Origin of the sequence: Maribacter sp. BPC-D8 (assembly GCF_035207705.1) — a bacterium.
Lineage (GTDB): Bacteria > Bacteroidota > Bacteroidia > Flavobacteriales > Flavobacteriaceae > Maribacter.
The window spans coordinates 4206115-4232968 of record NZ_CP128187.1; the positions used below are offsets into that span (position 1 = coordinate 4206115).

At 35.5% G+C, this 26854-nt stretch carries 28 protein-coding genes; 10 read left to right on the forward strand and 18 right to left on the reverse strand.

Annotation, left to right across the window (positions count from 1 at the left end; translation table 11 throughout):
• Entirely contained in the window at positions 1 to 474 is a 474-nt protein-coding gene (locus tag QSV08_RS18450; RefSeq protein WP_324025171.1) for a TspO/MBR family protein, read from the reverse strand.
• A gap of 81 nt (positions 475 to 555) precedes the next feature.
• Between QSV08_RS18450 and QSV08_RS18455 the strand changes: the two genes are divergently transcribed.
• The 6 genes from QSV08_RS18455 (at position 556) to QSV08_RS18480 (ending at position 6643) form a co-directional block, all read left to right on the forward strand.
• Positions 556 to 1638 (forward strand): diphosphomevalonate/mevalonate 3,5-bisphosphate decarboxylase family protein, encoded by a 1083-nt coding sequence (locus QSV08_RS18455; RefSeq protein WP_324025172.1) that lies wholly within the window; start codon positions 556 to 558, stop codon positions 1636 to 1638.
• A 145-nt stretch (positions 1639 to 1783) separates the two neighbouring features.
• Positions 1784 to 2722, forward strand: a complete 939-nt coding sequence (locus QSV08_RS18460) for a mevalonate kinase (protein ID WP_324025173.1) — start codon at positions 1784 to 1786, stop codon at positions 2720 to 2722.
• A 13-nt stretch (positions 2723 to 2735) separates the two neighbouring features.
• A complete protein-coding gene (locus QSV08_RS18465) occupies positions 2736 to 3641 on the forward strand; it encodes a geranylgeranylglycerol-phosphate geranylgeranyltransferase (RefSeq protein WP_324025174.1) in 906 nt (301 codons plus the stop codon).
• 75 nt (positions 3642 to 3716) lie between these two features.
• A complete protein-coding gene (locus tag QSV08_RS18470) occupies positions 3717 to 4559 on the forward strand; it encodes a pseudouridine synthase (RefSeq protein WP_324025175.1) in 843 nt (280 codons plus the stop codon).
• A gap of 35 nt (positions 4560 to 4594) precedes the next feature.
• The gene (locus tag QSV08_RS18475; protein ID WP_324025176.1) at positions 4595 to 5656 is read left to right on the forward strand and encodes a zinc-binding metallopeptidase family protein; all 1062 of its coding nucleotides are present in this window, start codon (positions 4595 to 4597) and stop codon (positions 5654 to 5656) included.
• Between the two features lie 105 nt (positions 5657 to 5761).
• Complete coding sequence (locus tag QSV08_RS18480; RefSeq protein ID WP_324025177.1) at positions 5762 to 6643, forward strand: YihY/virulence factor BrkB family protein; 882 nt, start codon at positions 5762 to 5764, stop codon at positions 6641 to 6643.
• On the opposite strand, the gene argH is transcribed toward QSV08_RS18480, so the two are convergent.
• From argH to QSV08_RS18560, 16 genes are all read right to left on the reverse strand, one after another.
• Positions 6640 to 7917, reverse strand: coding sequence for an argininosuccinate lyase (argH, locus tag QSV08_RS18485; protein ID WP_324025178.1), 1278 nt, complete (start codon positions 7915 to 7917; stop codon positions 6640 to 6642). The two genes, QSV08_RS18480 and argH, sit on opposite strands and share 4 nt — an antisense overlap.
• A gap of 72 nt (positions 7918 to 7989) precedes the next feature.
• Positions 7990 to 9054, reverse strand: a complete 1065-nt coding sequence (locus QSV08_RS18490) for a M20 family metallo-hydrolase (protein WP_324025179.1) — start codon at positions 9052 to 9054, stop codon at positions 7990 to 7992.
• 1 nt (position 9055) lies between these two features.
• Positions 9056 to 9835: an acetylglutamate kinase gene (gene argB / locus QSV08_RS18495; RefSeq protein WP_324025180.1), complete on the reverse strand. Its 780-nt coding sequence runs from the start codon at positions 9833 to 9835 to the stop codon at positions 9056 to 9058.
• On the reverse strand, positions 9825 to 10007 hold the full coding sequence (locus QSV08_RS18500) for a hypothetical protein (RefSeq protein ID WP_324025181.1): 183 nt from the start codon (positions 10005 to 10007) through the stop codon (positions 9825 to 9827). Before QSV08_RS18500 ends, argB begins: the two co-directional genes overlap by 11 nt.
• On the reverse strand, positions 9997 to 10938 hold the full coding sequence (locus QSV08_RS18505) for an acetylornithine carbamoyltransferase (protein WP_416382031.1): 942 nt from the start codon (positions 10936 to 10938) through the stop codon (positions 9997 to 9999). The genes QSV08_RS18500 and QSV08_RS18505 overlap by 11 nt, the downstream gene beginning before the upstream one ends.
• The gene (gene proB / locus QSV08_RS18510) at positions 10935 to 11702 is read right to left on the reverse strand and encodes a glutamate 5-kinase (protein ID WP_324025182.1); all 768 of its coding nucleotides are present in this window, start codon (positions 11700 to 11702) and stop codon (positions 10935 to 10937) included. The genes QSV08_RS18505 and proB overlap by 4 nt, the downstream gene beginning before the upstream one ends.
• A 70-nt stretch (positions 11703 to 11772) precedes the next feature.
• Positions 11773 to 12969: a glutamate-5-semialdehyde dehydrogenase gene (locus QSV08_RS18515; RefSeq protein ID WP_324025183.1), complete on the reverse strand. Its 1197-nt coding sequence runs from the start codon at positions 12967 to 12969 to the stop codon at positions 11773 to 11775.
• Positions 12966 to 14090, reverse strand: coding sequence for an aspartate aminotransferase family protein (locus QSV08_RS18520; protein ID WP_324025184.1), 1125 nt, complete (start codon positions 14088 to 14090; stop codon positions 12966 to 12968). The genes QSV08_RS18515 and QSV08_RS18520 overlap by 4 nt, the downstream gene beginning before the upstream one ends.
• A 48-nt stretch (positions 14091 to 14138) precedes the next feature.
• Positions 14139 to 14933 carry a pyrroline-5-carboxylate reductase gene (gene proC, locus QSV08_RS18525; RefSeq protein WP_324025185.1) on the reverse strand — a complete coding sequence of 265 codons (795 nt, stop codon included), beginning with the start codon at positions 14931 to 14933 and terminating at the stop codon, positions 14139 to 14141.
• 207 nt (positions 14934 to 15140) lie between these two features.
• Positions 15141 to 16115 (reverse strand): N-acetyl-gamma-glutamyl-phosphate reductase, encoded by a 975-nt coding sequence (gene argC, locus QSV08_RS18530; RefSeq protein WP_324025186.1) that lies wholly within the window; start codon positions 16113 to 16115, stop codon positions 15141 to 15143.
• A 133-nt stretch (positions 16116 to 16248) separates the two neighbouring features.
• Positions 16249 to 17436 carry an argininosuccinate synthase gene (gene argG / locus QSV08_RS18535; RefSeq protein WP_324025187.1) on the reverse strand — a complete coding sequence of 396 codons (1188 nt, stop codon included), beginning with the start codon at positions 17434 to 17436 and terminating at the stop codon, positions 16249 to 16251.
• A gap of 233 nt (positions 17437 to 17669) precedes the next feature.
• Positions 17670 to 18284 (reverse strand): GNAT family N-acetyltransferase, encoded by a 615-nt coding sequence (locus QSV08_RS18540; RefSeq protein ID WP_324025188.1) that lies wholly within the window; start codon positions 18282 to 18284, stop codon positions 17670 to 17672.
• 236 nt (positions 18285 to 18520) lie between these two features.
• Positions 18521 to 19840 (reverse strand): mannosyltransferase, encoded by a 1320-nt coding sequence (locus QSV08_RS18545; protein ID WP_324025189.1) that lies wholly within the window; start codon positions 19838 to 19840, stop codon positions 18521 to 18523.
• A gap of 78 nt (positions 19841 to 19918) precedes the next feature.
• Positions 19919 to 20701: an agmatinase gene (speB, locus tag QSV08_RS18550; protein ID WP_324025190.1), complete on the reverse strand. Its 783-nt coding sequence runs from the start codon at positions 20699 to 20701 to the stop codon at positions 19919 to 19921.
• Between the two features lie 27 nt (positions 20702 to 20728).
• A complete protein-coding gene (locus tag QSV08_RS18555) occupies positions 20729 to 21106 on the reverse strand; it encodes an ester cyclase (RefSeq protein ID WP_324025191.1) in 378 nt (125 codons plus the stop codon).
• Between the two features lie 28 nt (positions 21107 to 21134).
• Positions 21135 to 22010 carry an AraC family transcriptional regulator gene (locus QSV08_RS18560; RefSeq protein WP_324025192.1) on the reverse strand — a complete coding sequence of 292 codons (876 nt, stop codon included), beginning with the start codon at positions 22008 to 22010 and terminating at the stop codon, positions 21135 to 21137.
• Positions 22011 to 22101: 91 nt separating this feature from the next.
• On the opposite strand from QSV08_RS18560, the gene QSV08_RS18565 reads away from it, so the two are divergent.
• The 4 genes from QSV08_RS18565 (at position 22102) to QSV08_RS18580 (ending at position 25752) form a co-directional block, all read left to right on the forward strand.
• On the forward strand, positions 22102 to 22452 hold the full coding sequence (locus QSV08_RS18565) for a DUF983 domain-containing protein (protein ID WP_324025193.1): 351 nt from the start codon (positions 22102 to 22104) through the stop codon (positions 22450 to 22452).
• A gap of 231 nt (positions 22453 to 22683) precedes the next feature.
• The gene (locus QSV08_RS18570; RefSeq protein ID WP_324025194.1) at positions 22684 to 24486 is read left to right on the forward strand and encodes a DUF885 domain-containing protein; all 1803 of its coding nucleotides are present in this window, start codon (positions 22684 to 22686) and stop codon (positions 24484 to 24486) included.
• A gap of 36 nt (positions 24487 to 24522) precedes the next feature.
• A complete protein-coding gene (locus QSV08_RS18575; protein ID WP_324025195.1) occupies positions 24523 to 25236 on the forward strand; it encodes a class I SAM-dependent methyltransferase in 714 nt (237 codons plus the stop codon).
• A gap of 99 nt (positions 25237 to 25335) precedes the next feature.
• Positions 25336 to 25752, forward strand: coding sequence for a hypothetical protein (locus QSV08_RS18580; RefSeq protein ID WP_324025196.1), 417 nt, complete (start codon positions 25336 to 25338; stop codon positions 25750 to 25752).
• A gap of 122 nt (positions 25753 to 25874) precedes the next feature.
• Here the strand turns inward: QSV08_RS18580 and QSV08_RS18585 are convergent, their stop codons facing one another.
• The gene (locus QSV08_RS18585) at positions 25875 to 26840 is read right to left on the reverse strand and encodes a tetratricopeptide repeat protein (RefSeq protein WP_324025197.1); all 966 of its coding nucleotides are present in this window, start codon (positions 26838 to 26840) and stop codon (positions 25875 to 25877) included.
• Positions 26841 to 26854: the final 14 nt, after the last annotated feature.

Genomic DNA, 26854 nt, shown 5'->3' on the forward strand with positions numbered 1-26854 from the left:
TTAATTCAGCTCCCAGATTTTGTAATTCAAAGCTGTAGCGAAACAAACCCAAAGTAAATACGGAATTAGTAATATGGCAGCAAATTTGCTGACGACATTGAACCATTTAATAGTAAGAGATAAAACTACGAGAAGTGCCATAATTACGAGTAGCCCATAAAATGGTTGTTTTAGTCCGAAAAATACAATACTCCACAGTCCATTTAAAAGTAGTTGAAAACCAAAATGGTACAATCCCGTTTTTACATATTTATGATGAAAGCCTTTTGCCCAGACCCAACCGGCAGATATGCCCATCATAATATATAGAGCACTCCATACGGGAGCGAAAATCCAGTTTGGCGGATTAAAACTTGGCTTGTTCAATGTCATATACCATCCGTTTACAGAGCTTTGCGTGACCACGCTGCTAAGAAATCCAATAACCGAACAAATGACAATACCAATAAGAATGTATGTAAGCTTTCTTTTCAATTGGTTGGTGTTTAGCTCTAAAATAAGGAATTATTTTAATTGATAGTCCTAAAAACTATATTTGCACAAATTGAATATTCAATGTCAGAAAAAGAATTTATTCCAGCATCATATACCACATTGAAAGAAGAAGGCACAGTATCGTATTCTTCGCCCAGCAATATTGCTTTGGTAAAGTATTGGGGTAAGAGAGCGAATCAGATCCCTGCTAACCCATCAATCAGTTTTACATTGGCTGCATGCGTTACTAAAACTAGTGTTCAGTATAAAAAGAAGGACGAAAAAAGTGATGAGTTTTCGTTCGACTTATTATTTGAAGGTGAAGCAAAAGAAGAATTTAAGCCGAAAATAAATACATTTTTAAAAAGAATAGAAGTCTATCTGCCGTTTTTAAAAGAGTATCACTTTATTATAAATACATCAAATTCTTTTCCGCATAGTAGTGGTATAGCATCATCTGCGAGTGGTATGTCAGCATTGGCATTATGTTTTATGGAGATGGAGAGGTCTTTCTCTGAGTCTATTTCTGATGAATATTTTAATAGAAAAGTTTCGTTCTTGTCTCGTTTAGGTTCAGGTAGCGCATGTCGCAGTATTGAAGGACCTTTGGTGCAATGGGGTGAAACAGCTTCGATTGAAGGAAGCTCAAACTTATTCGGTATAAAGTATCCGTACGCAGTACATGAGCTATTCAATAATTTTCATGATACTATTTTATTAGTTGATAAGGGTGAGAAACAAGTAAGTAGTACGGTAGGTCATGAGTTAATGCATGGGCACCCGTTTGCGACTCAGCGGTTTGATCAGGCGCATACCAATTTAGAAAAGTTGAAATCGGTTTTCGCAGATGGTGATTTAGATACTTTCATAAATATTGTAGAAAGCGAAGCACTTACATTACATGCGATGATGATGACTAGTAATCCGTATTTCATACTAATGAAGCCCAATACCCTTTCAATAATTAATGAGATTTGGAAATTTAGGCAAGAATCTAATACCCATGTTTGCTTTACCTTAGATGCAGGTGCCAATGTTCATGTATTATATCCGGAAAATGAAAAGGATATCGTTTTTCCGTTTATAAAAGAGAAGTTAGTGCCTTTTTGTCAAAATGGGCAGTATATTTGTGATCGAATTGGTCTGGGTGCTAAGAAGTTGTAGGTAATTAATGTACTATTTTTTTATAAAAAACGTTTGTAAAAGAATGATTCATCTACTTTGTTTAACCTTTTAGGGTAAAACGTTCAACTTTATGTGAATCTTTGACTATATTTATATAAGTATCAATATTAGCTTAGTTTTTAAAATGAAAGGACCTCTTTTTTATTCAAAAATTCTTCTCTTCGGAGAGTATGGTATCATTAAAGATTCCAAAGGATTATCAATACCCTATAATTTTTATAAGGGAGCTTTGAAATCTGATGCAAGCGTTTCAAAAGAGGCAACAAAATCTAACGAAAGTTTAGCTGCATTTGCTCTTTATTTAGAAGAGCTAACTGTTGAAGAACCAAGTTTAGTTTCTTTCGATTTAGATCTTTTAAAAGCTGATGTTGCTGAAGGTATGTATTTTGACAGTTCTATACCGCAAGGGTATGGTGTAGGTAGTAGTGGTGCTTTAGTCGCAGCTATTTATGATAAATACGCACAAGATAAAATAACGGTTCTAGAGAACTTAACCAGAGAAAAATTATTGAAACTAAAAACGATATTCGGTAAAATGGAATCGTTTTTTCATGGTAAATCATCTGGTCTAGATCCATTGAATAGTTACTTAAGCCTTCCAATTCTTATAAACTCTAAAGACAATATTGAGTCTACCAGCATTCCTTCTCAAAATGCAGAAGGTAAAGGAGCTGTATTCTTATTAGATAGTGGTATTATTGGAGAAACTGCACCAATGGTTCAGATTTTCATGGAGCAAATGAAGAATGACGGTTTTCGTAAAATGCTAAAAAATCAATTCATAAAGCATACAGATGCTTGTGTAGAAGATTTTGTAAATGGCAATATTCAGTCATTGTTCGGTAATTTAAAGCAATTATCTCATGTTGTTTTAGATAATTTTAAACCTATGATTCCTGCAAAATTTCATGCTTTATGGAAAAACGGAATCGATACTAACGATTACTACTTAAAGCTTTGTGGCTCAGGTGGTGGTGGTTATATTTTAGGTTTCACCGAAGATTTTGAAAAAGCTAAAACTGCGTTAAAAGACTACAAACTAGAAGTAGTCTATAATTTTTAGGTAATTTTCATAAATGCTTAATAGAAGAAATAAACTCTTACTTTTAAAAGTACTGAGTCTTTTTTCAGTGGTTAGGGGGTATAACATTCTAGTTATAGCGCTAGCCCAATATTTGGCGTCGATTTATATTTTAGCGCCAGAGCTTCCTGTTCGTAAAGTCGTTTTTGACGTTAATCTTTTCGTCATTGTAATAGCTTCTGCTATGGTTATTGCTGCGGGTTATATTATCAATAATTTCTACGATGCAGAAAAAGACCTCATTAATAAACCACGAAAAAGTATGTTGGATCGTTTGGTAAGCCAGCGATTTAAGTTAACTACGTATTTTGTGCTCAATTTTCTAGCAGTAATAGCAGCCAGTTATGTTTCTTTTAGAGCTGTTTTCTTCTTCTCATCATACATTTTCGGTATTTGGATCTATTCTCATAAGTTGAAGAAAATTCCGTTTTTAGGGAATTTTATTTCAGCCACTTTGGCAATTACACCATTCTTTGTGGTTTTTATTTACTACAAGAATATTCAGCCAGTGATTTTTATGCATGCAGTATTTCTTTTTTTATTGATACTAGCTCGAGAAATGATTAAAGATTTAGAAAATATTTCAGGAGATTTAGCTCAGAATTATAGAACTATCCCGATAATTTACGGAGCACGAACTTCTAAAGTTCTTATCAGCTTATTGATTTTATTGACCCTAGTGCCATCATTACTTCTAATTTTTAAGTTCGATGTGGGGTATATGAACTTTTATTTCATGCTTTGTGTGGTATTGCTAGTCCTTTTTATATTTCTTTTATTTAAGGCAAACGCCCGTAAAGACTATGTTTGGCTGCATAATATTCTTAAATTAATTATAGTAATGGGTGTCTTTGGTATTCTACTCATAGACGTTGACCTTGTTTTAAACAGAATACTATAGTTGTTCGTAATATGTTTCATATAACTATTTGAACGACAACGCAATTTGCTACCTTTGTGCAAAATTGGTACAGTTATGAGTAGGGATGATTCTAGTAGGGGAAAAAATGCTTCAGGTAGGCAAGGTGGTAATTTTAAAAAGAAGAGCTTCGCTCGTGGTAATGCGCCCATTAAAAAAAATGTGACGCCAGCTAAACCACAAGACCCAAATTCTATTAGATTAAATAAATATGTTGCCAACTCTGGGGTATGTTCTCGAAGAGATGCAGATATATACATTGCTGCCGGTAATGTAACTGTAAATGGAAAGCCTATTATAGAAATGGGATATAAGGTTAAGTTGAGCGATGAAGTAAAATTCGATGGTCAATTACTAAATCCTGTGAAGAGAGAATATGTATTGCTGAACAAGCCAAAAGACTTTCTTACTACTGTACGTGATGAAAAAGGGAAAAGACACGTTTCTGGATTAATATCTAGTGCTTCTAAGTCAAAATTACTTCCGGTAGATAAATTGGAAAAAGAACATACAGGTTTACTTTTGTTCACCAATGATGGTAGCATGACCAAGGTGTTGAAAAGCCCTGTAAACGGCATGCGTAAGATTTATCATTTGGTTTTAGACCAAGAATTAAGAAGTGCGGATTTAAAGAAGATTCAAGAAGGCGTAGTTGTTGATGAAAAGGCAGTTCGTGTACAAGATGTAAGCTTTATTGCTGATGCTCCAAAAAGAGAAGTCGGTATTGAGATTTATAGTTCTAGGAATAAAATTGTAGAACGCATTTTTGAAAATTTAGGATATACGATTCAAAGAATGGATAGGGTTGTTTATGGTGGTCTTACTAAAAAAGATTTACCAAGAGGACACTGGAGGTATTTGACCGATCAAGAGGTTATAAATCTTAAGATGATCAAATAATACAATGTCCTTGTCTGTTTAAAAGACGATAGGATATGAAATTATTTCAGTGTACAAACTGTAAGAATACAGTTGTTTTCGAGAATAACAAATGTGTAAACTGTGGCTACCTTTTAGGGTATTCTTCTTATTACAATAAGATAGTTTCCTTAGATGTAAATGCTACTAAATGGCAACTTCCAGAATTGGAAGACAAAACCTATACATACTGTAGAAATCATAAACATAATGTTTGTAACTGGCTTGTAGATGTTGAAAAAGGAAATGAGTTTTGTTTAGCATGCAGTTTAAATAGAACCATACCTGATATTCTAGATGACGACAATCTAAATAAGTGGCAGCACATTGAAATTGCCAAACATAGATTGGTATATCAATTATTGCGATTTAGACTACCTATAGTAAGTAAGACTACAGACGATTTAAAGGGATTTTGCTTCGATTTTTTAGCGAAAGACGATTTGCCAGAAGGGTCAAAAGATTTAAAAACTGGTCATGCTAATGGCGTAATTACTCTTTTAATTTCTGAAGCAGATCCAGTTGTACGAGAACAAGTCAAACAACAAATGTCTGAACGTTATAGAACCTTGCTCGGTCATTTTAGGCATGAAGTCGGACACTATTTTTGGGACTTGCTTATTCGTGACAATCCTGATGTATTGGCTGAATTCAGAACTATTTTCGGAGATGATTCACAGTCATATGCTGATGCTTTGAACAATCATTATAACAATGGTCCTCAAGCAAATTGGCAACAACGTTTTATAAGTAAGTATGCATCATCGCACCCCTGGGAAGATTGGGCAGAAACCTGGTCGCATTATCTACACTTGACCGATGTTTTGGAAACCGCCTATAATTTTGGACTCAAAACAGATCCTAAGATTACCGCCAAGAAAAATTTAAAGATGAATGCTAGTTTCGATCCTTACAAAGAAACCAGTTTTAAAAAAGTGATGGATACCGGTATTCCGTTACTGTTCGCATTGAATAGTATGAGCCGATCTATGGGAGAAGACGATCCATACCCATTCATCATATCAGAACCCGTAAAGAATAAATTAGAGTTCATTCATAAATTATTGAAGAGTGTCTGATAAAATCACTTAAACGAATAAGTAAAGAGGTAGTATTTATTTTGATTGGGTTACAATACGTGTGTACTCTAACGTAGATTTATATGTAGCATTCAATACCTATAAATGGCACTAAAAACAGAAGAGAAAAACTCTAAATTCAGACTAAAACATATTCCTAAGTTACTGGTGAAAACCTATAACGAATGGATGGAGAAAGAGCCATTTCAAATAAGTGCGGTTATAGCATATTATGCAATTCTCTCTTTGCCCGGTTTATTGATTTTAATATTGGAATTAGTTGGGGGAATTTGGGGTAAAGAGATTGTGCGTGGTGAGTTATTTGCTGAAATTTCATCGGCTATGGGATCCGATACGGCACAATCAATTCAAGAAATGATAGCTGATCGCGGTAGTCAACAAACATCATTAGTAGCGACCCTTTTGGGAGTAGGAGTATTGATATATGGTGCAACCGGAGTATTCTATCAGTTACAAAATTCGTTAAATGACATTTGGGAGGTAAAACCGAAATACTCTAATGAAGTGCTATCTACTTTGTTTATGAGATTAAAGGGCTTTGGATTTATAATAATTATAGGATTTCTATTATTGGTAAGTTTTGTGCTCACCTCATTATTGTCTGCCTTTTCTACACAACTTTCTAAACTTTTGCCAGACGGTATGTTAGAGTTAGGTTTTGGATTAGATTTTGTATTATCTCTTGGCTTTATTTATCTCTTATTTGGAGCAATGTTTAAATACCTGCCCAGCACCCATGTTCGATGGAAAGCAGTTAAGGTAGGTGCTGCATTAACCGCATTATTGTTTTTAATAGGTAAATATGCGCTTGCGTTCTATTTCGGTAAAGCAGAGCCGGGTTCGACCTATGGCGCTGCTGGTAGCATAATATTGGTCATGTTGTGGGTATCTTATTCTAGTTTAATCGTCACTTTCGGAGCCCAGTTCACCAAAATTTATTCAGATAGATATTTGAAGGAGAACTAAATCTCCTTCATTTTATCATTAATTTCCTTCAAACAAAGATTGCCCAAACTACCTTCGTGAGTGTGGTGAATATCTCTCTTCGGTGTAAAAGTACCTTCGTTAATTTCTTGTCCCATTTTCTTGTAGGCATCTCTAAAAGGCATGCCGTTTTGCACCAACTCATTTAAAGTGTCAACGCTAAATAGGTAGTCATACTTCGGGTCTTCTAAGATATCATTATTGACTTTAATTTCTTTTAAACTAAATGTCAATATTTCTAAACACGCTTTCATGTCTTGAATTGCCGGTATAATAATTTCCTTCACTAATTGCAGGTCTCTATGGTATCCGCTTGGTAGGTTATTGATGATTAAAGTAAGCTGATTTGGTATAGACTGTAGCTTGTTACATTTACCACGAACCAATTCAAAAACATCAGGATTTTTTTTATGTGGCATAATGCTAGAACCTGTAGTCAATTCATCTGGGAAAGAGATGAAGTTAAAGTTCTGGCTCATGTACAGACAAATATCCATAGCCATTTTAGAAAGCGTTGCGGCAATATTTGCGATACCGAAAGCGGTTGCTTTTTCTACTTTTCCTCTACTCATTTGAGCAGCGACTACATTGTATTTTAGTGTGCTAAAGCCCATTTCTTTAGTAGTAAATTTACGGTCGATTGCAAATGAACTACCATAACCAGCAGCACTACCTAATGGATTTTGGTCAGCAACTTTATAGGCGGCTTCAATAAAATAAAGGTCGTCTATTAAGCTTTCTGCATAGGCAGAAAACCAGAGTCCGAATGAAGAAGGCATAGCGATTTGTAAATGCGTATACCCAGGTAACATAACATCTTTATGTTCTTGGGCTTTTACTAAAAGAAGATTAAATAGCGACTTGGTCATCGATTTAATTTCTGTTAATTCATCTTTCAAATAAAGGTGCATAGCCACTAAAACTTGATCGTTTCTAGAGCGGGCAGTATGTATTTTTTTACCAGTATCACCTAAGCTAAGGGTAAGCATGTATTCTATTTTAGAATGCATGTCTTCAAAAGAATTTTCAATAGTAAAAGTTCCTTTTTCTATTCTTGCAGCGATAGTATTCAACTCTCTTACAAGGTCTTGAGTTTCTTTAGGTGTAATCAGTCCAATTTCGCCTAACATTTTAGCATGAGCTCTAGATGCAATAACATCATACTTAGCTAAAAGTAAATCTAGTTCTCTGTCATTACCAACGGTGAAATGATCAATCTTTTTATCAGTGCTAAATCCTTTATCCCAGAGTTTCATAATTCAAGTGTCAAGTTCAAGTATCAAGTTCAAAACTTAATACTGAAATTAGTTTAATAATTATCCGCACGCTTAGTGCAGAAATCCTTTTAATAATTTAATATACAAATCTATACCTTCTTCAATTTCATGAACATAGATAAATTCATTTGCTGAGTGAGAACGTGTGCTATCTCCAGGTCCTATTTTCAATGACTGGCAACTTAAAGCTGCTTGATCAGAGAGGGTAGGTGAGCCGTAAGTTGTTCTACCTAAAGCAATACCCGATTTCACTAACGGATGGTCTTTATCTATTTTCGACGAATTCAGGCGTAAAGATCGCTCCTTTAATTCGCATGGCGCATCCTTCTTTAGTAAATCTGCAATTTCTTTGTTGCTATAAGCATCATTTACACGAACATCGACGACCATATCAACTTGAGCTGGAACTACGTTGTGTTGTGAACCTGCGCTAATTTGGGTGACGGTCATTTTTACATCTCCCAATGCTTCAGACGATTTTTCAAATGTATAGTTCTTAAACCATTCTAAAACTTTAATGGAGTTGTAGATGGAATTATCATCATTAGGATGTGCAGCGTGCGAGGGAGTCCCTTTTACTACAGCATCAAAAACTACTAAACCTTTTTCAGCAATAGCCAGTTGCATCAATGTTGGTTCGCCAACGATAGCTACATCAATATGGGGCAATTTTGGTAACAATCCGCGTAAGCTATTCTCACCTGCATTTTCTTCTTCTGCAGAAGCGACCATTAGAATATTATGGCTGAGATTTTCGTTATGGTAATAATTCACGAAAGTTGCAAGAAGAGACACTAAAGGTCCGCCGGCATCATTACTCCCCAACCCAAATAATTTACCATCTTCAATGTGGGGCAAAAAAGGGTCTTTTGTATATGCTTTATTAGGTTTTACAGTATCGTGATGCGAGTTTAAAAGAAGAGTAGGTTTGCTATCGTTCCAAAATTTATTCTTCGCTATAATATTGTTGCCATCTCTTTCTGTAGGGATGTCGTATTTTGCCAGCCACGCTTGTATCGCATCGGCAGTCTTGTCTTCTTCCTTAGAAAAAGATTCTATTGAAATTAATTTTTTCAATAATGCTAACGCGCTTTCTGTAAGTTCGGTTTGATTCATGCTATAGAGTTAATGTAGTGAACAGTTCGGTATTTTTGTCTAACATAGTTACATCGCCCAAACATACTTTTTTAACAGTGTTGTTTAGTGCATGAAAGCAATTATGAAGTTTAGGTAGCATGCCGTCAGCAATTACTCCTGCTGATAATAGTTCTTTATATGTAGTTGTATTGATGTTTTTTACAACACTATTATCATCGGCAATATCTAGTAAAACACCCTTTTTCTCAAAACAATAATAAAGAGTAGTTTCATATGTAGATGCCATACCGATTGCAATTTCAGATGCGATGGTATCTGCGTTTGTGTTCAATAATTGTCCGGCGCCATCATGCGATAATGCGCAGAAAATAGGCGTGAGGTTAATGGATAAAAGGTTGCTAATGAATTCAGAATTTACACCATCGATATCACCTACAAATCCGTAATCAATTTCTTTTATGGGGCGTTTATGTGCCTGTATGCTGTCACCATCAGCACCACTTAACCCGATAGCATTAATATTTTTTGCTTGCAGCTGGGCAACGATTTTCTTGTTTGCTAATCCGCCATAGACCATGGTAATGATATCTACAGTTTCGGTATCGGTAATACGTCTACCGTCTATCATTTTAGATTCAACACCTAATTTAGTGGCTAGTTGAGTAGCTAGTTTTCCGCCACCATGTACTAATATTTTTAATCCTTCTAGTTTTGCAAACGCTGTAAGAAAAATAGCTAAAGCCTTTTCATCTTCAATGACATTACCGCCAATTTTTACGACACTTAGTTTATTTTTCATCGTCAGAAAATTTGAACATGAGTACCATGGCGATAATAAGAATTATGTTACTTACTGGACCCATGTAGGCTTTCCAGTGTGCAGTGCTATGGTCAATATCTGTTAAGTTGACTACAAATAATATGAGCGCAAATAATGCGATGCCAATATATATCCATCTATTAATTTTCATTGCTCTCCAGTATTTTCTTTAGAACCAATTGTGCTGCGTATGTTCTGTTATTCGCTTGTTCAATGACCAATGATTGTGCACTATCTAGAACGTCATCGGCAACCACTACATTTCTACGTACGGGTAAACAATGCATAAATTTAGCCTTTCCTAATTTTTTTAAGGTCATTTGCCAAGTAGTATCTTGAGATTTTATTTGACCGTAATCGGTATAACTACTCCAGTTTTTTACATATACAAAATCGGCATTTTCTAGCGCCTTCTCTTGATTGTTTTCAATCTTAGCATCTTTGGTAATATTAGGGTCTAGCTCATAACCTTCAGGATGTGTAATCACAAATTCGGCATTTTGCTTCTGCATCATTTGAATAAAAGAATTGGCGACCGCGTGTGGTAAAGCCCTTGGGTGTGGTGCCCATGACAAAACTACCTTTGGGTTGTTCTTAAAATTATGTTCTTCTAAAGTAATGGCATCGGTAAGTGCCTGTAAAGGGTGCCCCACAGAACTCTCCATATTTACGATAGGCACAGATGCGTATGTTTTAAAGCCGTTTAATACTTCTTCTGCTTCATCTAAATCTTTGTCTTTCAACCCTGCAAATGCACGTATTGCTATGATGTCGCAATATTGAGAAATTACTTGAGCAGCCTCTTTTATATGCTCAGAGGTACCTTGATCCATAATAGTCCCGTCGGCATATTCTAGAGCCCAGCCTTCACTACCAAAATTCATAACAATAACTTCCATACCTAAATTCAATGCCGCTTTTTGAGTACTTAAACGTGTACGTAGCGAGTTGTTGAAAAATAGGAGTCCGATAGTTTTGTCACTACCCAAGGCTTTAAATTTCTTAGGTTGTTTTTTAAGCGATATAGCTTCTTTTACCCAGGTAGATAAAGAGTCAATATCATTTATAGAAAGGTAATTCATGATGCTTTGATTTTTGTAAATGTGCTTTTATTATCAATGGCGTCGGTAATGAAGTGATCTTTTAAACCATTTGTAATCCAAGTTTCAATACCTGCTTTTTGAGCGATGGTTGCTGCATCTATTTTAGATTGCATTCCGCCTGTGCCATGCGTAGATTTAGATTCTCCGATTTCTTTTAATAGGATGCTTAGATCCGATACTGTTTCGATAGTTTTTGGTGTAGTAGTTGATAAGGATGACTTCGTATAAATACCGTAAGTATTGGTAGCAATAATTAGAATATCTGCGGATAAAAGAGAGGCTGTTAGTCCTGCTAATTTATCGTTATCGCCAAACTTAATTTCATCGGTTGCTACCGTGTCATTTTCATTAATGATAGGGATGAAATTATTAGCAACCAGAACGTTTATCGTGTTTTTAATATTCACTCTAGTTTGCTCTTTTTCAAAGTCGGAATATGATAGTAAACACTGTGATGTAAAAAGACCTAATTCTCTAAAATTCTCTTGAAAAATACGCATTAAGTGCGGCTGACCAATAGATGCCAATGCCTGTTTTACATTGATTTCTTCGCCATTATGCTCCAGTTTTACAAATTGTTTCGCTGCGGCAATAGCACCAGAACTCACAATAATAAATTCATATTGATCTTTCAAAGCTGCTATTTGCCTACCAATATCTTCAATTTTACCACGAGAAATATGGTCGGTATCCTTAGTTAAGGTATTGGAACCCAATTTTAATAAAATTCTCTTTTTCAACATGCTTGTCTCATTTTTTCTAGGATGAGTTTTAATTTTTCCTAACTCCTAACTCCTAACTCCTAACTCCTAACTATCTAATCTGTCCATTCCCTTTTACGTACCATTTATTGGTGACTAGGTGTTGTAACCCAATTGGTCCGCGTTGGTGTAATTTATCGGTACTGATAGCTAGTTCACCACCTAGACCAAATTGTCCGCCATCAGTAAAACGGGTAGATGCATTATGATACACAGCCGCAGTATCTACAGATTGCATAAAAGTGGTAGCCTCTTCTTCATCTTTTGTGATAATAGCAGCTGAATGTCCGCCACCGTAAGTATTGATAAGTTGTATGGCTTCATCAACATCGGGCACTTGCCCAATAACAATTTTATAATCTAGAAATTCTTCATGCCAAACAGCTTCATCTTCCATCTGCGAAGTACCTTCTAATCCGGCTAGTTTGGCATCGGTCAAAATTTCTACATTGTGCTTTTTAAGGGTTTTGACCAAGTGATTTAAAAACTCCATTTTACGGGGTAAGTCTCTTGAGATAATCACTTTGTCAACTGCATTGCATGCCGATATTTTTGTGGTCTTAGCATTGATAATTACGTCTAAAGCCATTTGTAAATCTGCTTCATGAGAAACATATACAAAGTTGTTTCCACGACCGCTAACAATTACTGGGCATTGCGCATGTTGTTTTACAAATGCAATTAATTTTTCTCCACCACGCGGTACAATTAAATCTAGTTTTTGAGTTGGTTTTTCAAGAAACTGCTGCGTTTCTGTTCTTGAATAATTCAAGTACGTAATCCAATCTTCAGAACAGTCACAAGATTCCAAAGCTTTATGCCACAAATTGACCAAAACCAAGTTCGAGTTCAACGATTCTTTACCACCTTTTAGTAATATTTTGTTTCCAGATTTAAAAGCGATACCGGCAGCTTCAATAGTTACGTCTGGTCTAGATTCATAAATGATCATGATAGTGCCGAACGGAGCTGTTTTATTACTAATTTCTAAACCGTTGTCATGCGTAAATTGAAAACGTTCTACATGCAAAGGATCTGGTAGAGCTGCTAATTTTTTTAAGGAAGAAACCATTTCTCTAACCTTATCTTTATTCACCTTTAAGCGATCAATCATTGCGATGTCGGCAGATTCGAAAGAATTTAAATCTTTCTCATTTGCAGATATTAAAATTGATTCTTCTTGTTGAACCAATTCTGCCATACGTTTTAGAACGGCATTTCTTTTTTCTAAGCTGAGTGTTTTTATCATGATAAAGCAGTCTTAAGAGCGGTGAAAAACACGTCTAAATCTTGTTTTGTAATGTTTAATGCGGGTAAAATTCTAAGTACCGTTTTGTCTTTGGCGCCACCGGTAAAAAGGTGGTGCTCGTAAATTAATTTTTTGCGAAGATCAGCTACCTGAAAATCGAACTCTAGCCCAAGCATTAATCCCCTACCTTTTACACGTTTTACTTGCGGAATTTCTTTTGCCTTCTCATTGAAATAAACTCCCAATTCTTCGGCATTGGTGATTAAGTTTTCTTTCTCAATAACTTCTAAAACTGCCATTGTAGCTACACATGCCAAGTGGTTTCCACCAAAAGTAGTACCTAACATTCCGTATTTCGCTTTTATACTTTCGTGAATAAGAACGCCACCAACAGGAAATCCGTTCCCCATTCCTTTTGCAATACTAATAATATCAGGTTGTATATTATGATGTTGAAATCCGAAGAATTTACCACTTCTACCGAATCCGCATTGCACCTCATCAGCAATTAATAAGGCATCATTTTCTTTACATAGCAAAGCCACTTGTTGTAAGAATTCTGTTGTCGGTTCATCCAATCCGCCTACACCTTGTATTGATTCTATGATTACGGCACAGACATTCTTTGAAATTTCTCTTTCAAAACCTTTGATATCGTTCAGGTCAAGAAATACCACCTCATGCTGCTGATTAATTTCAGCATTTATAGACGGATTGTCGGTTGCCGCTACTGCAGCAGATGTACGACCATGAAATCCGTTATTGAAAGCGATAACTTTCGATTTTCCGGTAACAAAAGATGCCATTTTAAGTGCGTTTTCATTTGCCTCGGCGCCAGAATTGCACAGAAACAGATTGTAATCTTCGCAGCCAGAAGCGATACCTAATTTTTCGGCTAATTCTACTTGAAGCGGATTTTGAACAGCATTACTATAAAATCCGATTTTATCTAATTGATCTTTTAGGCGCTCCACATAATGTGGGTGCGAATGTCCAATAGATATTACGGCATGACCACCGTAAAAGTCTAAATAGTCTTGACCTTTGTCATCGGTTACTACAATACCTTTTGCAGAAACGGGAGTAACATTATATAGTGGGTAAACATCGAATAATTTCATAATTCAAAAGGATTCAAGTTCGTTAAGAACTGATTTGATGATGGATTTTTATTTGGTTTTAAATTCGGTAATCTTATCATACGATGCGATAATACCGCGTATTAAAGATGAGCTTAAACCTTGGTGCTCCATTTCATTTAAGCCGGTAATAGTGCAGCCCATTGGCGTGGTTACTCGATCAATCTCTTCTTCGGGATGATTGCCCGAATCTATTAATAAACTTGCAGCGCCATTACAAGTGTGCATTGCTAGTTCTTGTGCTTCTTTAGCATCGAAGCCTAATTGTATGGCACCTTGGGTGGTGGCGCGAATAAGGCGCATCCAAAACGCTACGCCACTTGCACAAATAACTGTTGCAGCTTGCATTTGGTTCTCAGGTATTTCCATAGAATGCCCCATTCTATTGAAGATAGCCTTTGTTAAATCGATACGTTTTTTTCCTTTTTCATTACTACAGATGCAGGTCATAGATTTACCTACGGAAATGGCTGTATTGGGCATACTTCTAACAATGTAATTGTCTTTACCGATAACTGCTTCTATTTTTTCAATTCCGAAACCGGTTATTGTAGATATAATCACATGATTTTCGGTCAATAGATCTTTTATGCTTTCTAAGATGGCAGCAAAATGAACAGGTTGTACTGCAAAGATTAAGATATCTGAATTTTGCACGGCCAAACGGTTATCGTTAGTGACCGTAACCTTGTCAAATTTCTCAAAATCTGCAATAGACTTGGTGTCTCTTTTAGTAAGGTACATGCTCGTTGCACCATTACTTTTTAGAATTCCGTTTGCTATAGAAAGTCCTAAATTACCTGCACCTATGATTGCTATTTTCATTGTATTTTGTATTAAGTAATGAGTACAAATTATATCCTAATTTATTAGTACTTAATCTTCACTACTTATAATTAAACTTTATTATTTTAAGCTTTATCCCTTTAAATATGTTTGTCTTTTAATTTTCATCAACCATCAACCATCAACCATCAACTGTATTTCTATTTCTCACCATCTCCTATGTTAGGTAACTGAGCGTAGCCGAAGTTAAAATACTCCCGCTTTCAAATTGAGCCCTAAATTTTCTTCTAATCCGAAAATGAGATTCATATTTTGTACTGCTTGACCCGATGCTCCTTTTAAGAGGTTGTCAATTGCTGATGTTATCAATAAAATATCATCGTGTTTATGTAAATGAATATGACATTGATTAGTATTTACTACCTGCTTTAGATTAATGGGTTCTTCGGAAATTTGGGTAAACAAAGCATCCTTATAAAATTCCTGATAGATTTTCTTAGCATCGGCTAAACTGCCTTCAAATTTGGTATATGATGTCGCTAAAATTCCGCGTGTGAAATCTCCCCTATTCGGCATAAAAAATAAGTTACCCGTATTCTTTTGAAGTGAATGTAGGCTCTCGTTAATTTCTCCCAAGTGCTGATGCGTAAAAGGTTTGTACCAGCTTACATTATTATTTCTCCATGAAAAGTGTGAAGTAGCTGATGGACTAACACCTGCGCCAGTACTGCCGGTTACGGCATTGATATGAACTTCATTTTCTAGAAGGTTTGCCTGTGCTAGAGGTAATAATGCTAATTGAATTGCCGTAGCAAAACAGCCAGGGTTAGCGATGTATCTTGCGTTCTCTATATCACTTTTGTTCAATTCTGGTAATCCGTAAACAAAATGCTTTCCTTCAAAATCAGCATCAGTGTTTAGTCTGAAATCATTACTTAAATCGATGATGACAGTATCTTCGGAAAAATCATGTTCTTTTAAGAACGCGGTAGAATTACCATGACCCAAACATAGAAAAACAACATTCACATCTAGGTTTACATTACCTGTAAATTCCAGGCCTGTAGTACCTAACAAATCAGGGTGTGCCGTAGTTACTTTTTTGCCAGCTCTAGTCGTACTGAAAACAAAATCTATTTCCGTAGCCGGATGATTCAATAGAATTCGAATAAGCTCACCACCCGTATAACCAGAACCGCCAATAATACCTGCTTTAATCATATTTTTATTTTGTGTAAAGAGTATCAAGTACTGTGTTTACTCAATAATCTAGATTTTAATGCTCAGAGGCTTGCCTTGAGCTTTTTTACTTAATACTTTGTACTCTTTACTTAATACTACTTTTTCCTAATTCCTATTTATCCCCATTCACATGGTTATAAATCTTTCCAGAGTTCGATAGAATTTTTATAAATCCTTTCGCGTCATCTGCAGTCCAACCTTTATTTACTTCGCCGTATTTACCAAAGGCATCGGTCATTAAATCGTGTTTAGATGAGATACCGTGTAGTCTAAACTGAAAAGGATATAAGCCAACAAATACATCACCAGAAACCGTTTTTTGAGTGTCGGTCAAGAAAGTCTCTATGTTTCTCATAACAGGATCTAGGTAGTTGCCTTCATGCAATAGCATACCGTAGAAATTACCTTGTTGTTCTTTTTGATATTGTTGCCACTTTGTAAGCGTATGCTTCTCTAATAAGTGGTGAGCTTTTATAATAATTAAGGATGCCGGAGCTTCAAAACCAACTCTACCTTTAGTGCCTATAATAGTGTCACCAACATGAATATCTCTACCAATGGCGTACTTGGAAGCTAGAGCCTCTAACTTTTCAATATTAGCAACAGGAGAATCTTTTTTTCCGTCGATAGCAACTAGCTCTCCTTTTTCGAAAGTCAGCTTTACATCGGTTGGGTTCTTTTCTTGTAACTGACTTGGGTAAGCGCTGTCTGGTAATGCTTTTTCAGAAGTTAAAGTTTCTTCACCACCAACTGATGTTCCCCAAAGACCTCTGTTAATAGAATATTTAGCCTTCTCCCAAGGGTAATCTACTCCGTTTTCTTTTAGGTATGCAATCTCTTCTTCTCTTGCTAATTTGTTATCTCTTATCGGAGTAATGATTTCAATCTCTGGCGCAATGATTTGGAAAATCATATCGAAACGAACTTGGTCGTTACCAGCGCCTGTACTACCATGAGCAATGTAACCAGCACCTACTTTTTTTGCGTAGTTTACAATTTCAATAGCCTGTACAATACGTTCTGCACTTACAGAAAGTGGGTAGGTGTTGTTTTTTAGTACGTTACCAAAAATAAGGTACTTCACTACTTTATCATAAAATGTCTGTACCGCATCAATTGATGTATATGAAGTTGCACCTAATTCAATCGCTTTTTTCTCTATTTCTTTTATTTCATCCGAAGAAAATCCGCCAGTATTTACACTTACCGCATGAACTTCAAATCCTTTATCTTTTGATAAATGTTTAGCGCAATAAGATGTATCTAATCCGCCGCTGTATGCTAGTACTAATTTTTTCATTGTAATATGTTCAAATCCGGTGATGCCGGGTAATTATTGTTTTGTTTGATAGTGTTTAGAAAAGAGATGTTAGAAAAAAGGTTGAAAAACCTTCATCATCCAGCTCCTATTTTTTAATTTTCTATACTCTATACTCTATACTCTATACTCTATACTCTATACTCTATACTCTATACTCTATACTCTATACTCTATACTCTATACTCTATACTCTATACTCTACTCTATACTTGTTATTTCTTTTTGAGAAACAAACTCTCTTTAATACTTTTTAATCTTGTAAAAGCCTTGCCGTTCATTTCTTTCGATTCTTCGGGTTTTTTCTTCGTGGTACCATCATAGAGCATACCTGTACATAAGCACATTTTCTGCTCTGTTCTTGTAAGAATATCGAAGTTTTTGCAGGTTTGACAACCTTTCCAGAATTCTGGATCATCTGTAAGTTCAGAGAACGTTACAGGTTTATAGCCAAGGTCATTATTGATTTTCATAACTGCCAAACCGGTAGTAATTCCGAATATTTTAGCATCAGGAAATTTCTCTCTACTAAGGTCAAAAATCTTAGCTTTTATTTTCTTGGCAAGTCCCTGACCTCTGTAGTCTGGGTGTACTATGAGTCCGGAGTTGGCAACAAATTTCTCGTGCCCCCAAATCTCAATATAACAGAACCCTGCAAATTTTTCTCCGTCCAAAGCTAAAATAGCATTGCCGTTAGAAAGTTTTCTCTGGATGTATTCTGGAGTACGTTTCGCAATACCAGTACCGCGAACTTTAGCAGAATCGGCTATAGTATCGCAAATATCCTGAGCGTATTTAAAATGTGATTCGTTAGCAACAATTAAGTTCATTGCCAGTTAGATTTAAATGTGTAAAAAAAGTTTTGATTTGTTGTGCGGAAATGGACTCACCTAATTCCATAATTATATCTTACCCTTACGGGCGACGACGGCGAGATGTGAACGGGCGCGCTAGAGCCAATGGGCTCACGGTGCTATATAAAAAGTAGTTTATTTCGTTCATTACAGGGTAAATGTACAAATTATATTTATTTGACATCACTCATTGCATAATTTTTACAAAAACTTCACTTTTTGTTATTATGTGCAATAATTTCATAAATAATGAAGCCGTACACTGAAATATACTCAATGGCAAGAAGCCAGAGGTTTTCTTTGAAATCTGCCTGAGAATAAGCGAAGTAGCTCAGTACAATAGCGGCAGACCAAATAATCGCATATCTATACGTGGTAAAAATAGAAAGTAACACCAGAAAAATGGCGTACCAAGGGTGTACCGTAGTAGACATAAAATAATAGATGGTCAAAACCCACATCATAGACCAGAGTAACCTGTTTAGATCATATCTTTTTGGTAAAAATGTAAATAGCCCTACGGTGGCTATGGTAAGTAACGGGGTAATTTTACCATATTCTTTAATAAACTCCCACGGTTTTGCATCAAAATGTATGGCAGTTTTTTTAGCGATATTATAGATGCTAGCATTGAATTCAAAATTAGAGAACCAAAGCTTCAGGGTTTTAGAATAGTTGTCTATAAATTCTGGAGTATTAAACGGTAGAAAAAGAACAATAGAGGTTATGCCAATGATAGCATAGAAAATGATGCTTTTTTTCCATCCTAAGTACTTAAAGAAAAGTGGTAAGAATAATAGCGGTACCAGTTTTATTGAAATAGAACAAGCTATAACTATACCTGCAGTTTTCCATTTATCTATTGATAATAGAAACATAGCTAGAATAAAGAAAAACAGCATAACCCCTTCGAAATGAAGGTTGCCGGTAAGCTCTACAATTACAAGCGGATTTAAAAAGTACCAGAATATTAAATGCGGAGATCTATTTAAGTTTTTCAGTAGCTTTCTGCCAAAATAGAATATACCAATATCGGCAAGTATAATAATTGCTCGTAAGGTTAGCAGTGACCCAAAAATACTTTTACCGCCTACAAATGCTGCAATAGCGAAAATAATCTGGTTCAAGGGTGGGTAATTGCTATAGTGGCGCGCACTTAAACTGCCCATGCCTTCATAAAGAGTATTGGCATTTGGTATCATAGATACCATGTTTTCCATTAACTGATCTGGGGTGTGTAAATAAGGGTTGGCACCGCTAGATACCAAATGACCATCCCAAATAAAACGATAAAAATCTTGAGATAGATTGGGTTCTATACAAAGAAAAATAAGCCTAAAAATTACTCCTATACCTAGTAGAAATCTAAAGTTGAGCTTTTCGAACTGAATAAGTTTAAAACAGAAAAAGAAAAGTGCAACAAAGAGCGTAAGTAGCTTTATGAAATCTGTTCGCTGTAAGTGATATGCAAAGGTGTAATAGAATACAAAGCTCAATACCGCCAATATCAAGGAAACCTTATGGAGTTTCATAAAATTTTTAAAGGAAAACGGCATTAGGGGTTTGGGTTTAGTAAAGTGTCAATTTAATGGTTTTTATTGAAATATGATTTAACGTTCCATCATTTTGCCAATAAGTTCTTTCATCATTTTTGCCGCCAAATAGGCGGTCATGTCATGAAAATCGCGATCAGGGTTATATTCCACGATATCGGCACCTACTATTTCGGTATCAATACTATGAATCAAATCTAAAACTTGACGCGATGAGAGTCCGCCTGGCTCATGATGAGAAACTCCCGGTGCAAAGGCAGGGTCAAAGCCATCCATATCTAAAGTTATATACAACGGATTCTCAAATTTCGGAATGTTATTTAGGTCAAGGTTCCGCATTTCATGAACGTCTACATTGTACTTTTTTGCTTGTGCAGCCTGATGTGGATTCAGAGTTCTTATCCCAACTTGAACCAGTTTTACGGCAAAACCGTTTTCCATAATACGTGCAAAAGGGCATGCGTGAGAATACGGGTCACCTTCATAGTCATGGTACAGATCTGCGTGGGCATCGATATGTAGAATGTCTAGTTTTGGATAGTGCTCATGAAAGGCTTTTATTATAGGGAAGGTGACCGAGTGATCACCACCTAATGAAAGTAGTTTAGCGCCAGATTCAAGATTCTTTCTCGTAATATCAGTAATATCAAAATACTCATTTATGGTAAAATCACCTTTATCTGTTACGGCATCGTTTTCAATTGATACCCCGAATTCGGTACATAGATTCATTGAATCGCTGTACAATGCTTTTCGAATTAGGCTGGGAGCTTTCGCCGGACCTTGTTGAAAAGAGGACTTAGCGTCCCAGTTTAGACCTTGAATATTGATGTTCTGCATGAGTGCTGCTTTTAGTTGATATTATAATTAAAACATGGTATTAGGGTTCTCAGACTTTTCGGGTATTTGCTGAATAGAATCCCAGTGTTCGCAAATTTTACCATTGTCGTCAAATCTAAAAAAATCCATAGTAATATATTGGTCATTACCAGGCCATGTTTGGTGCGTGTGTAAGGCAACAAGATCACCCTCTGCAATACTGCGAACAAATTCAATAGATTTCTCTGGGTATTCGACTTGCATGCGTTCAAAGTAATCGATGAAACCCTGTGTACCGTTCGCTACTGCTGGGTTGTGCTGAATATATTCGTTGCCTACATATTTCTCTATAGCCAGTTTTGGTTGCCCCAAATAGGCTGTTTGGTAAAAAGCGATGGCATTTTTTTTGTTTTTCTCTAGGTTCATTGTAATGCTGTTTTAATTGATAATAGGTTCAGTGAAAATACATTTTTCTAAATTCCATTGGGGTCACTCCTATTTTAGATTTAAAGAATTTTGAAAAATAAGCATAATCAGAAAACTCAAGTGTATTTGCAATACCAGCTAAATTGTCGCTAGAATGTACAATTAATCTTTTCGCTTCAAGTAATATGCGTTCAGAAATTAATTGGCTAGTGGTTTTGTTAATGGTTTTTTGCACCACTCGGTTTAAGTGTTTTGTAGTGATATTTAGTTGCGACGCATAAAATTTAGGTAGCTTTTGACTGTAAAAATGAGTGTTGATTAGTGTTTCTAGTTGCTCTAGTATCTGAGAATAACTAGCAGATCCTAATTTTTCTATAGTAACATCTGCTGTATACACACGGGTCAGTTCAATATAAATGCAATTGATAAGATTGGTGATTTTAGCTTCTCGAAGAATATTGTTTTCTCGGTATTCTTTATAAAGTTCGGTAAAGTGAATTGAGATATCAACTAGTTTTTCTTCGGATACTTGTAGAAATGGCGGATTCTGATTTGAATAATAAAATGGAAAAGAACTTAAGGTATGGTCTAAATACTTTAGTTCATAAAACTCTTGTGAATGAAAGAAAATAAACCCTTCTGGCTGTGTTTCGAACTTCCAGAAATGTGTTTGACCCGGTTTTAAGAAAAATACCATACCAGGTTCAATGGTATAGCTGTTGAAATCTATTTCATGAGTGCCGGTGCCTTTGGTAAATAGAACGCACAAATAGAAATTATGGCTGTGTGGTCTATTGATCAAATTTTGGTTAAGCACAATATGAGTGGCAAAAGAGTTGACATACAAGCTGTCTAAAGGCTTTTTATCTAAGAATTGTTGAATATTTAAAGCGGGTATTTTCATAAGAATGTCTTAAAAGTACAAATAATGGAGCGAATGATATAACTGAATCAAGAAGTTTGTGTCTTAATTTTGCAGTATTATAATCGTAGTTATGAGCAAAGTTGTAGATGTATTGAAGTGTAAATGTCCTAATTGCAGAAAAGGAGACGTTTTTAGCGAGGGCGGAAATATATTTTTGTTTAAAATGCCTAAGATGAATTCAAGGTGTCCCGAATGCGATTTCAAGTTCGAAAAAGAGACAGGTTTCTTTTTTGGTGCTATGTTCGTGAGTTATGCATTATCGGTGGCGCAAATGATTATAAGCTTAGTGCTCTTCTGGTACTTTGTTGATTTGTCACCTGTTAGAGTGTATATTATAATAGCATCTATAGCAATTTTGATGAGTACCTTAAACTTTAGGCTGTCTCGATCAATATGGATTTATATTTTTTATAAGAATTAATCAGATTACTCTGGTAACTTATATTGATAAGTTGATTTTTTTGGTAAGGTCTACAAGCTTTTATATAAAAGGGTTTAGTATTCCATTAGTTAGATTTTGTGATTATAAAATGGACGATTTATTAGCATAAATCATTTAGGCAAATTGATTATCTTTAAATCTTCCCTAACTGCTGTTTTTTAGTACATAAGTCAGCAGAATTATAACAAGCTAAATCCAAAATCAATTATCATGAAAAAAATTATTTCTACGAGCATTGCAACAAGCTTTTCTATAGCTTTTCTGCTGCTCTCTTCTTGTAAAGAAGAACCAAAGGTTGAGGTAGACCAGACTGTAGCATTGAACAAATGGTTCGATGATAAGTACGAAGAGCAGTTACAAATGAGTCCGTTGGCGTTGACCGCTCAAGGTCGAAAAGATCAATATGATAAAATTGATGATTTAAGTAAGGCAGCTGAAGAAAAAGAGTTGGCGTGGTATACCGAAACTACCAACGAATTAAAAGAGAAATTCGATTACGATAAGCTAAATGATGCCGATAAAACGTCTTACGATTTATGGGTTTATCAATACGAGACATTAAAAGAAGGTGCCACTTTTGAGAATTTAGATTACGTTTTTGACCAAATGCGCGGTATGCATACGCGTTTACCAAGTTATTTGATCAATTTTCATAAGGTCGATAGTCTATCAGATATGAACGCTTATATCTCTAGAGTAAAAGAGGCATCTAGAGGTATTGATCAATTGGTGGTGAGAGCAAAAGAACAAGCTACGGCAGGTAATCTTCCTCCGAAATTTGCATTTACTACGGTTATCGCTCAAACAAAATCATTAAGCGATGGTACGCCATTATTAAATGATATGAATGGTAAAATCGATGCCCTTTTTGCATCAAAAAAAATAACGGCAGAACAAGCAACTTCACTTAAAGAACAATCAGAGCAGGTACTTAACGAATATTTTAAACCATCTTATGAAAAGCTTTTAGCTTGGCTAGAAACTGAAATAGATAATGCCGAAGAAACCCCAACGGGAGTAAGCCGCCATGAGAACGGAAAAGACTTTTATAACTATAGACTAAAAGTGTTCACAACAACCGGAATGACGGCAGATGAGATTCATGAAATTGGACTCCAAGAAGTAGCTAGAATTAAAGGGGAAATGATGGCGATTAAAGAAGAGGTTGGCTTTGATGGCGATTTAAATGCTTTTTTCAAATTTGTAAATACAGACCCACAATTCTTTTTTCCAAATACAGACGAAGGTAGACAGGGATATTTAGATGAGTCGACAAAGTACTTAGATGATCTAACGAAGAAGCTGCCAGACTACTTTGGTATTTTGCCAAAAGCAAAGTTACAGGTAAAAAGGGTAGAGGCATTTCGTGAGCAAGACGGTGCGCCACAGCACTATTCTGCAGGTACGCCCGACGGTTCTAGAAAAGGTACGTATTATGTGCATTTATCTGATATGAATGCGATGCCGAAAACCACGATGGAAGGTGTTGCGTATCATGAAGGTAACCCAGGGCACCACATGCAAATTTCTATAGCACAAGAATTAGAGGCGGTACCTAAGTTTAGAACTCAGGCAGGTTTTAGTGTCTACAGCGAAGGTTGGGGTTTATACTCAGAAGCATTGGCGAAAGAAATGGGCGGATACCAGAATCCGTATTACGATTTTGGTCGTTTGGTAAATGAAATCTGGAGGGCTATTCGTTTGGTAGTGGATACAGGTATACACGCCAAAGGATGGACAGAAGCCGATGCAATCAAATATTTCACAGAGAATTCTTCTATCTCTCAAGGTGCTATTGTAGCAGAGGTTCAGCGTTATATGGTAATGCCAGGGCAAGCAACTTCTTATAAAATAGGGATGCTTAAAATTCAAGAATTGCGTAAAATGGCGGAGACCGAGTTAGGCGATAAATTTGATATTAAAGGCTTTCACGATACTATTCTTGGTGGCGGTGCTTTACCTTTAAATTTATTAGAGCGTCGAGTTAAAACTTGGATAGCAACCCAGAAATAATAAGAATTCATCTATTTTAAAGTATATTGACACGCCATGAACGAAAGTTTATGGCGCGTTTTTTTTAATAAGAGTCCGGTGGATAAAAAAGAAAATAAATCGATACGTAATAAACAACCATGGCCTACAAAAGATGCTATGCAGCAGGTCTATGAAAAGAATCTGTGGGGTAGTGGTACTTCAGATTTTTACTCGGGTGAAGGTTCTCATAAACCAGAAATTGTAAAACCTTATATCGAGACATTAACTGCTTTTTTAACAGCCTTCGAAAACCCCATTTCAGTGTGCGATTTAGGATGCGGAGATTTTAATGTAGGTAAAGAATTGGTAAGCTACACGAAGAACTATATAGCTGTAGATATTGTTCCAGAACTGATGGAGCGCAACAGCGAGAAATTCAAAGCATCGAATTTAGAATTTCAATGTTTAGATATTGCCAAAGACAAATTACCTATCGCAGATTGTGCTATAGTTCGACAAGTATTGCAACACATCTCTAATGATGAGGTAAAGCAAGTGGTAGCTAAATTAGCTAGCTACGAATATGTAATCGTTACAGAACATCTGCCTAAAGGTGATTTTACGCCCAATAAAGATATTATCTCAGGTCAAGGCACTCGTTTAAAAAAGCACAGTGGAATCAATCTTTTGCTGGCACCATTTAATTTTAAGATACTTGAAGAAAGCGTATTGTTGTCTATTGCTGATGAAAACGGTCTAATTGTAACTACGTTATATCGTTGCAGGTAAATCTTGTTTTTAAGTATTAAATTTTTCAATCCTGATAAATATCATAGTATACATTAGCGGTGTTATCTAGCTTTGATGGTATCATAAAAACAAACGTAGATGAGCAAAGTAGAAATAAATCAAGGAGAGATAAAAGTAAAATTTAATGAACCAACTTCAGGTAAATTATCATTTGAAGAATTAGGCATTTCTAATGATGGTGCAAAGTTAGAAAGCGGATTGCTTCGTTTGGTTTTTGATTTAGAAGGTATTGGTGAGCATGATTATTACCAAGTACCAACTTTAGAGTTGTTTTATGAAGAGAATATGTCTGAGACCCATTGGGTATGTGAGTTCAACGGAAAAACTATTCTCGATAAATTAGATCATTTTGGTCATTCAACCATTTTATTATTGAATAGAGAAGTGTTGAGTAAGCTAGAGCAACATCATGAAAATGTACTGATAGTTCATGCTGAGTTTCCGCAACCGGCAAAATTAAATTTGAAAGAATCTTCTATTCGTTTATTTAAGTAAACGAGAATAAATTTTTAAGAAGAGGATAGCGAAAGGTTCGTTTGTTTTACAGTGGTAGTTCATAACAAGCAGACCATTTAGATTGTTGTTTAGTTCACAGGTCATTTTCGCTATCCTTCTTTTTACTTACAGTATTCATTTATCAATTTTTCAACTTCATTACCGTATTGTTCAGTATAGCGTAATTCAATAGCTTTTACTAAATCAGAACAGGCTTTGCTTTTTAAATTCTTATTTAGGTATACCAATGCTCTATTTTTATAAGCATAAGAATTTGTATTGAGTATTTCTAAGGACTTATTAATATCTGATAATGCCTTGTTATTTTTACCCGTTTTATAATATGCATATCCTCTATTGTTTAAAGAGTATGTTTTGATTTGTGGAATATCTTTGTCGCTTGGTAGTGAATCAATCACTTTGTTATAATCTGTTATTGCTTTTTCAAATTGTTCATTCTCTATAAATAAATATGCTCTTTCTTCAAAGGCAAAAGATTTATTAGGGTACATTTTAATTGCTTCTTTGTATCCTGTTAAAGCTAAATCGTAGTTACCTAGATTTTTATTTGATGATGCTTTTGCTACTATTACTTCATAATCTTTAGGGTCTAAGCTGAGAACTTTATCATAAAGGCTAATTTCCTTTGAAAATTCACCTAATTCTTTGAGAGCATCAGCTTTAATTTTAATAAGTTGAGTATTGTCAGGCTCTCCAGAAAGAGCAATATCAATATCAGAAATAATTTGACTTACTTCGTATTCTCCAGATAGCTTATACGCGGCGGCTCTATAACCATAAGCTTCGTAATATTTAGGGTTTATTAATATTGCTTTGTTAATTGCGGCAATAGCTTGTTGATCCTTTCCTAAATTGAATAATACTCGACTTTTCGTAGTCCAAGAAACATAATCATCAGGGTTTTTCTCGATTAATTTGTTGGCATAGATTATAGCTTTTTCATATTCTTTTTGATTAAAATGTTCAACAAGCTTATCTATATTTTTATGTTTTTCACGATCAAATATTTCACATGAGTGAAGTGAAAGAAGAAGTATGATTAATGTAGAAAAAAACAATCTTGTCATTGTATGAATTTTAA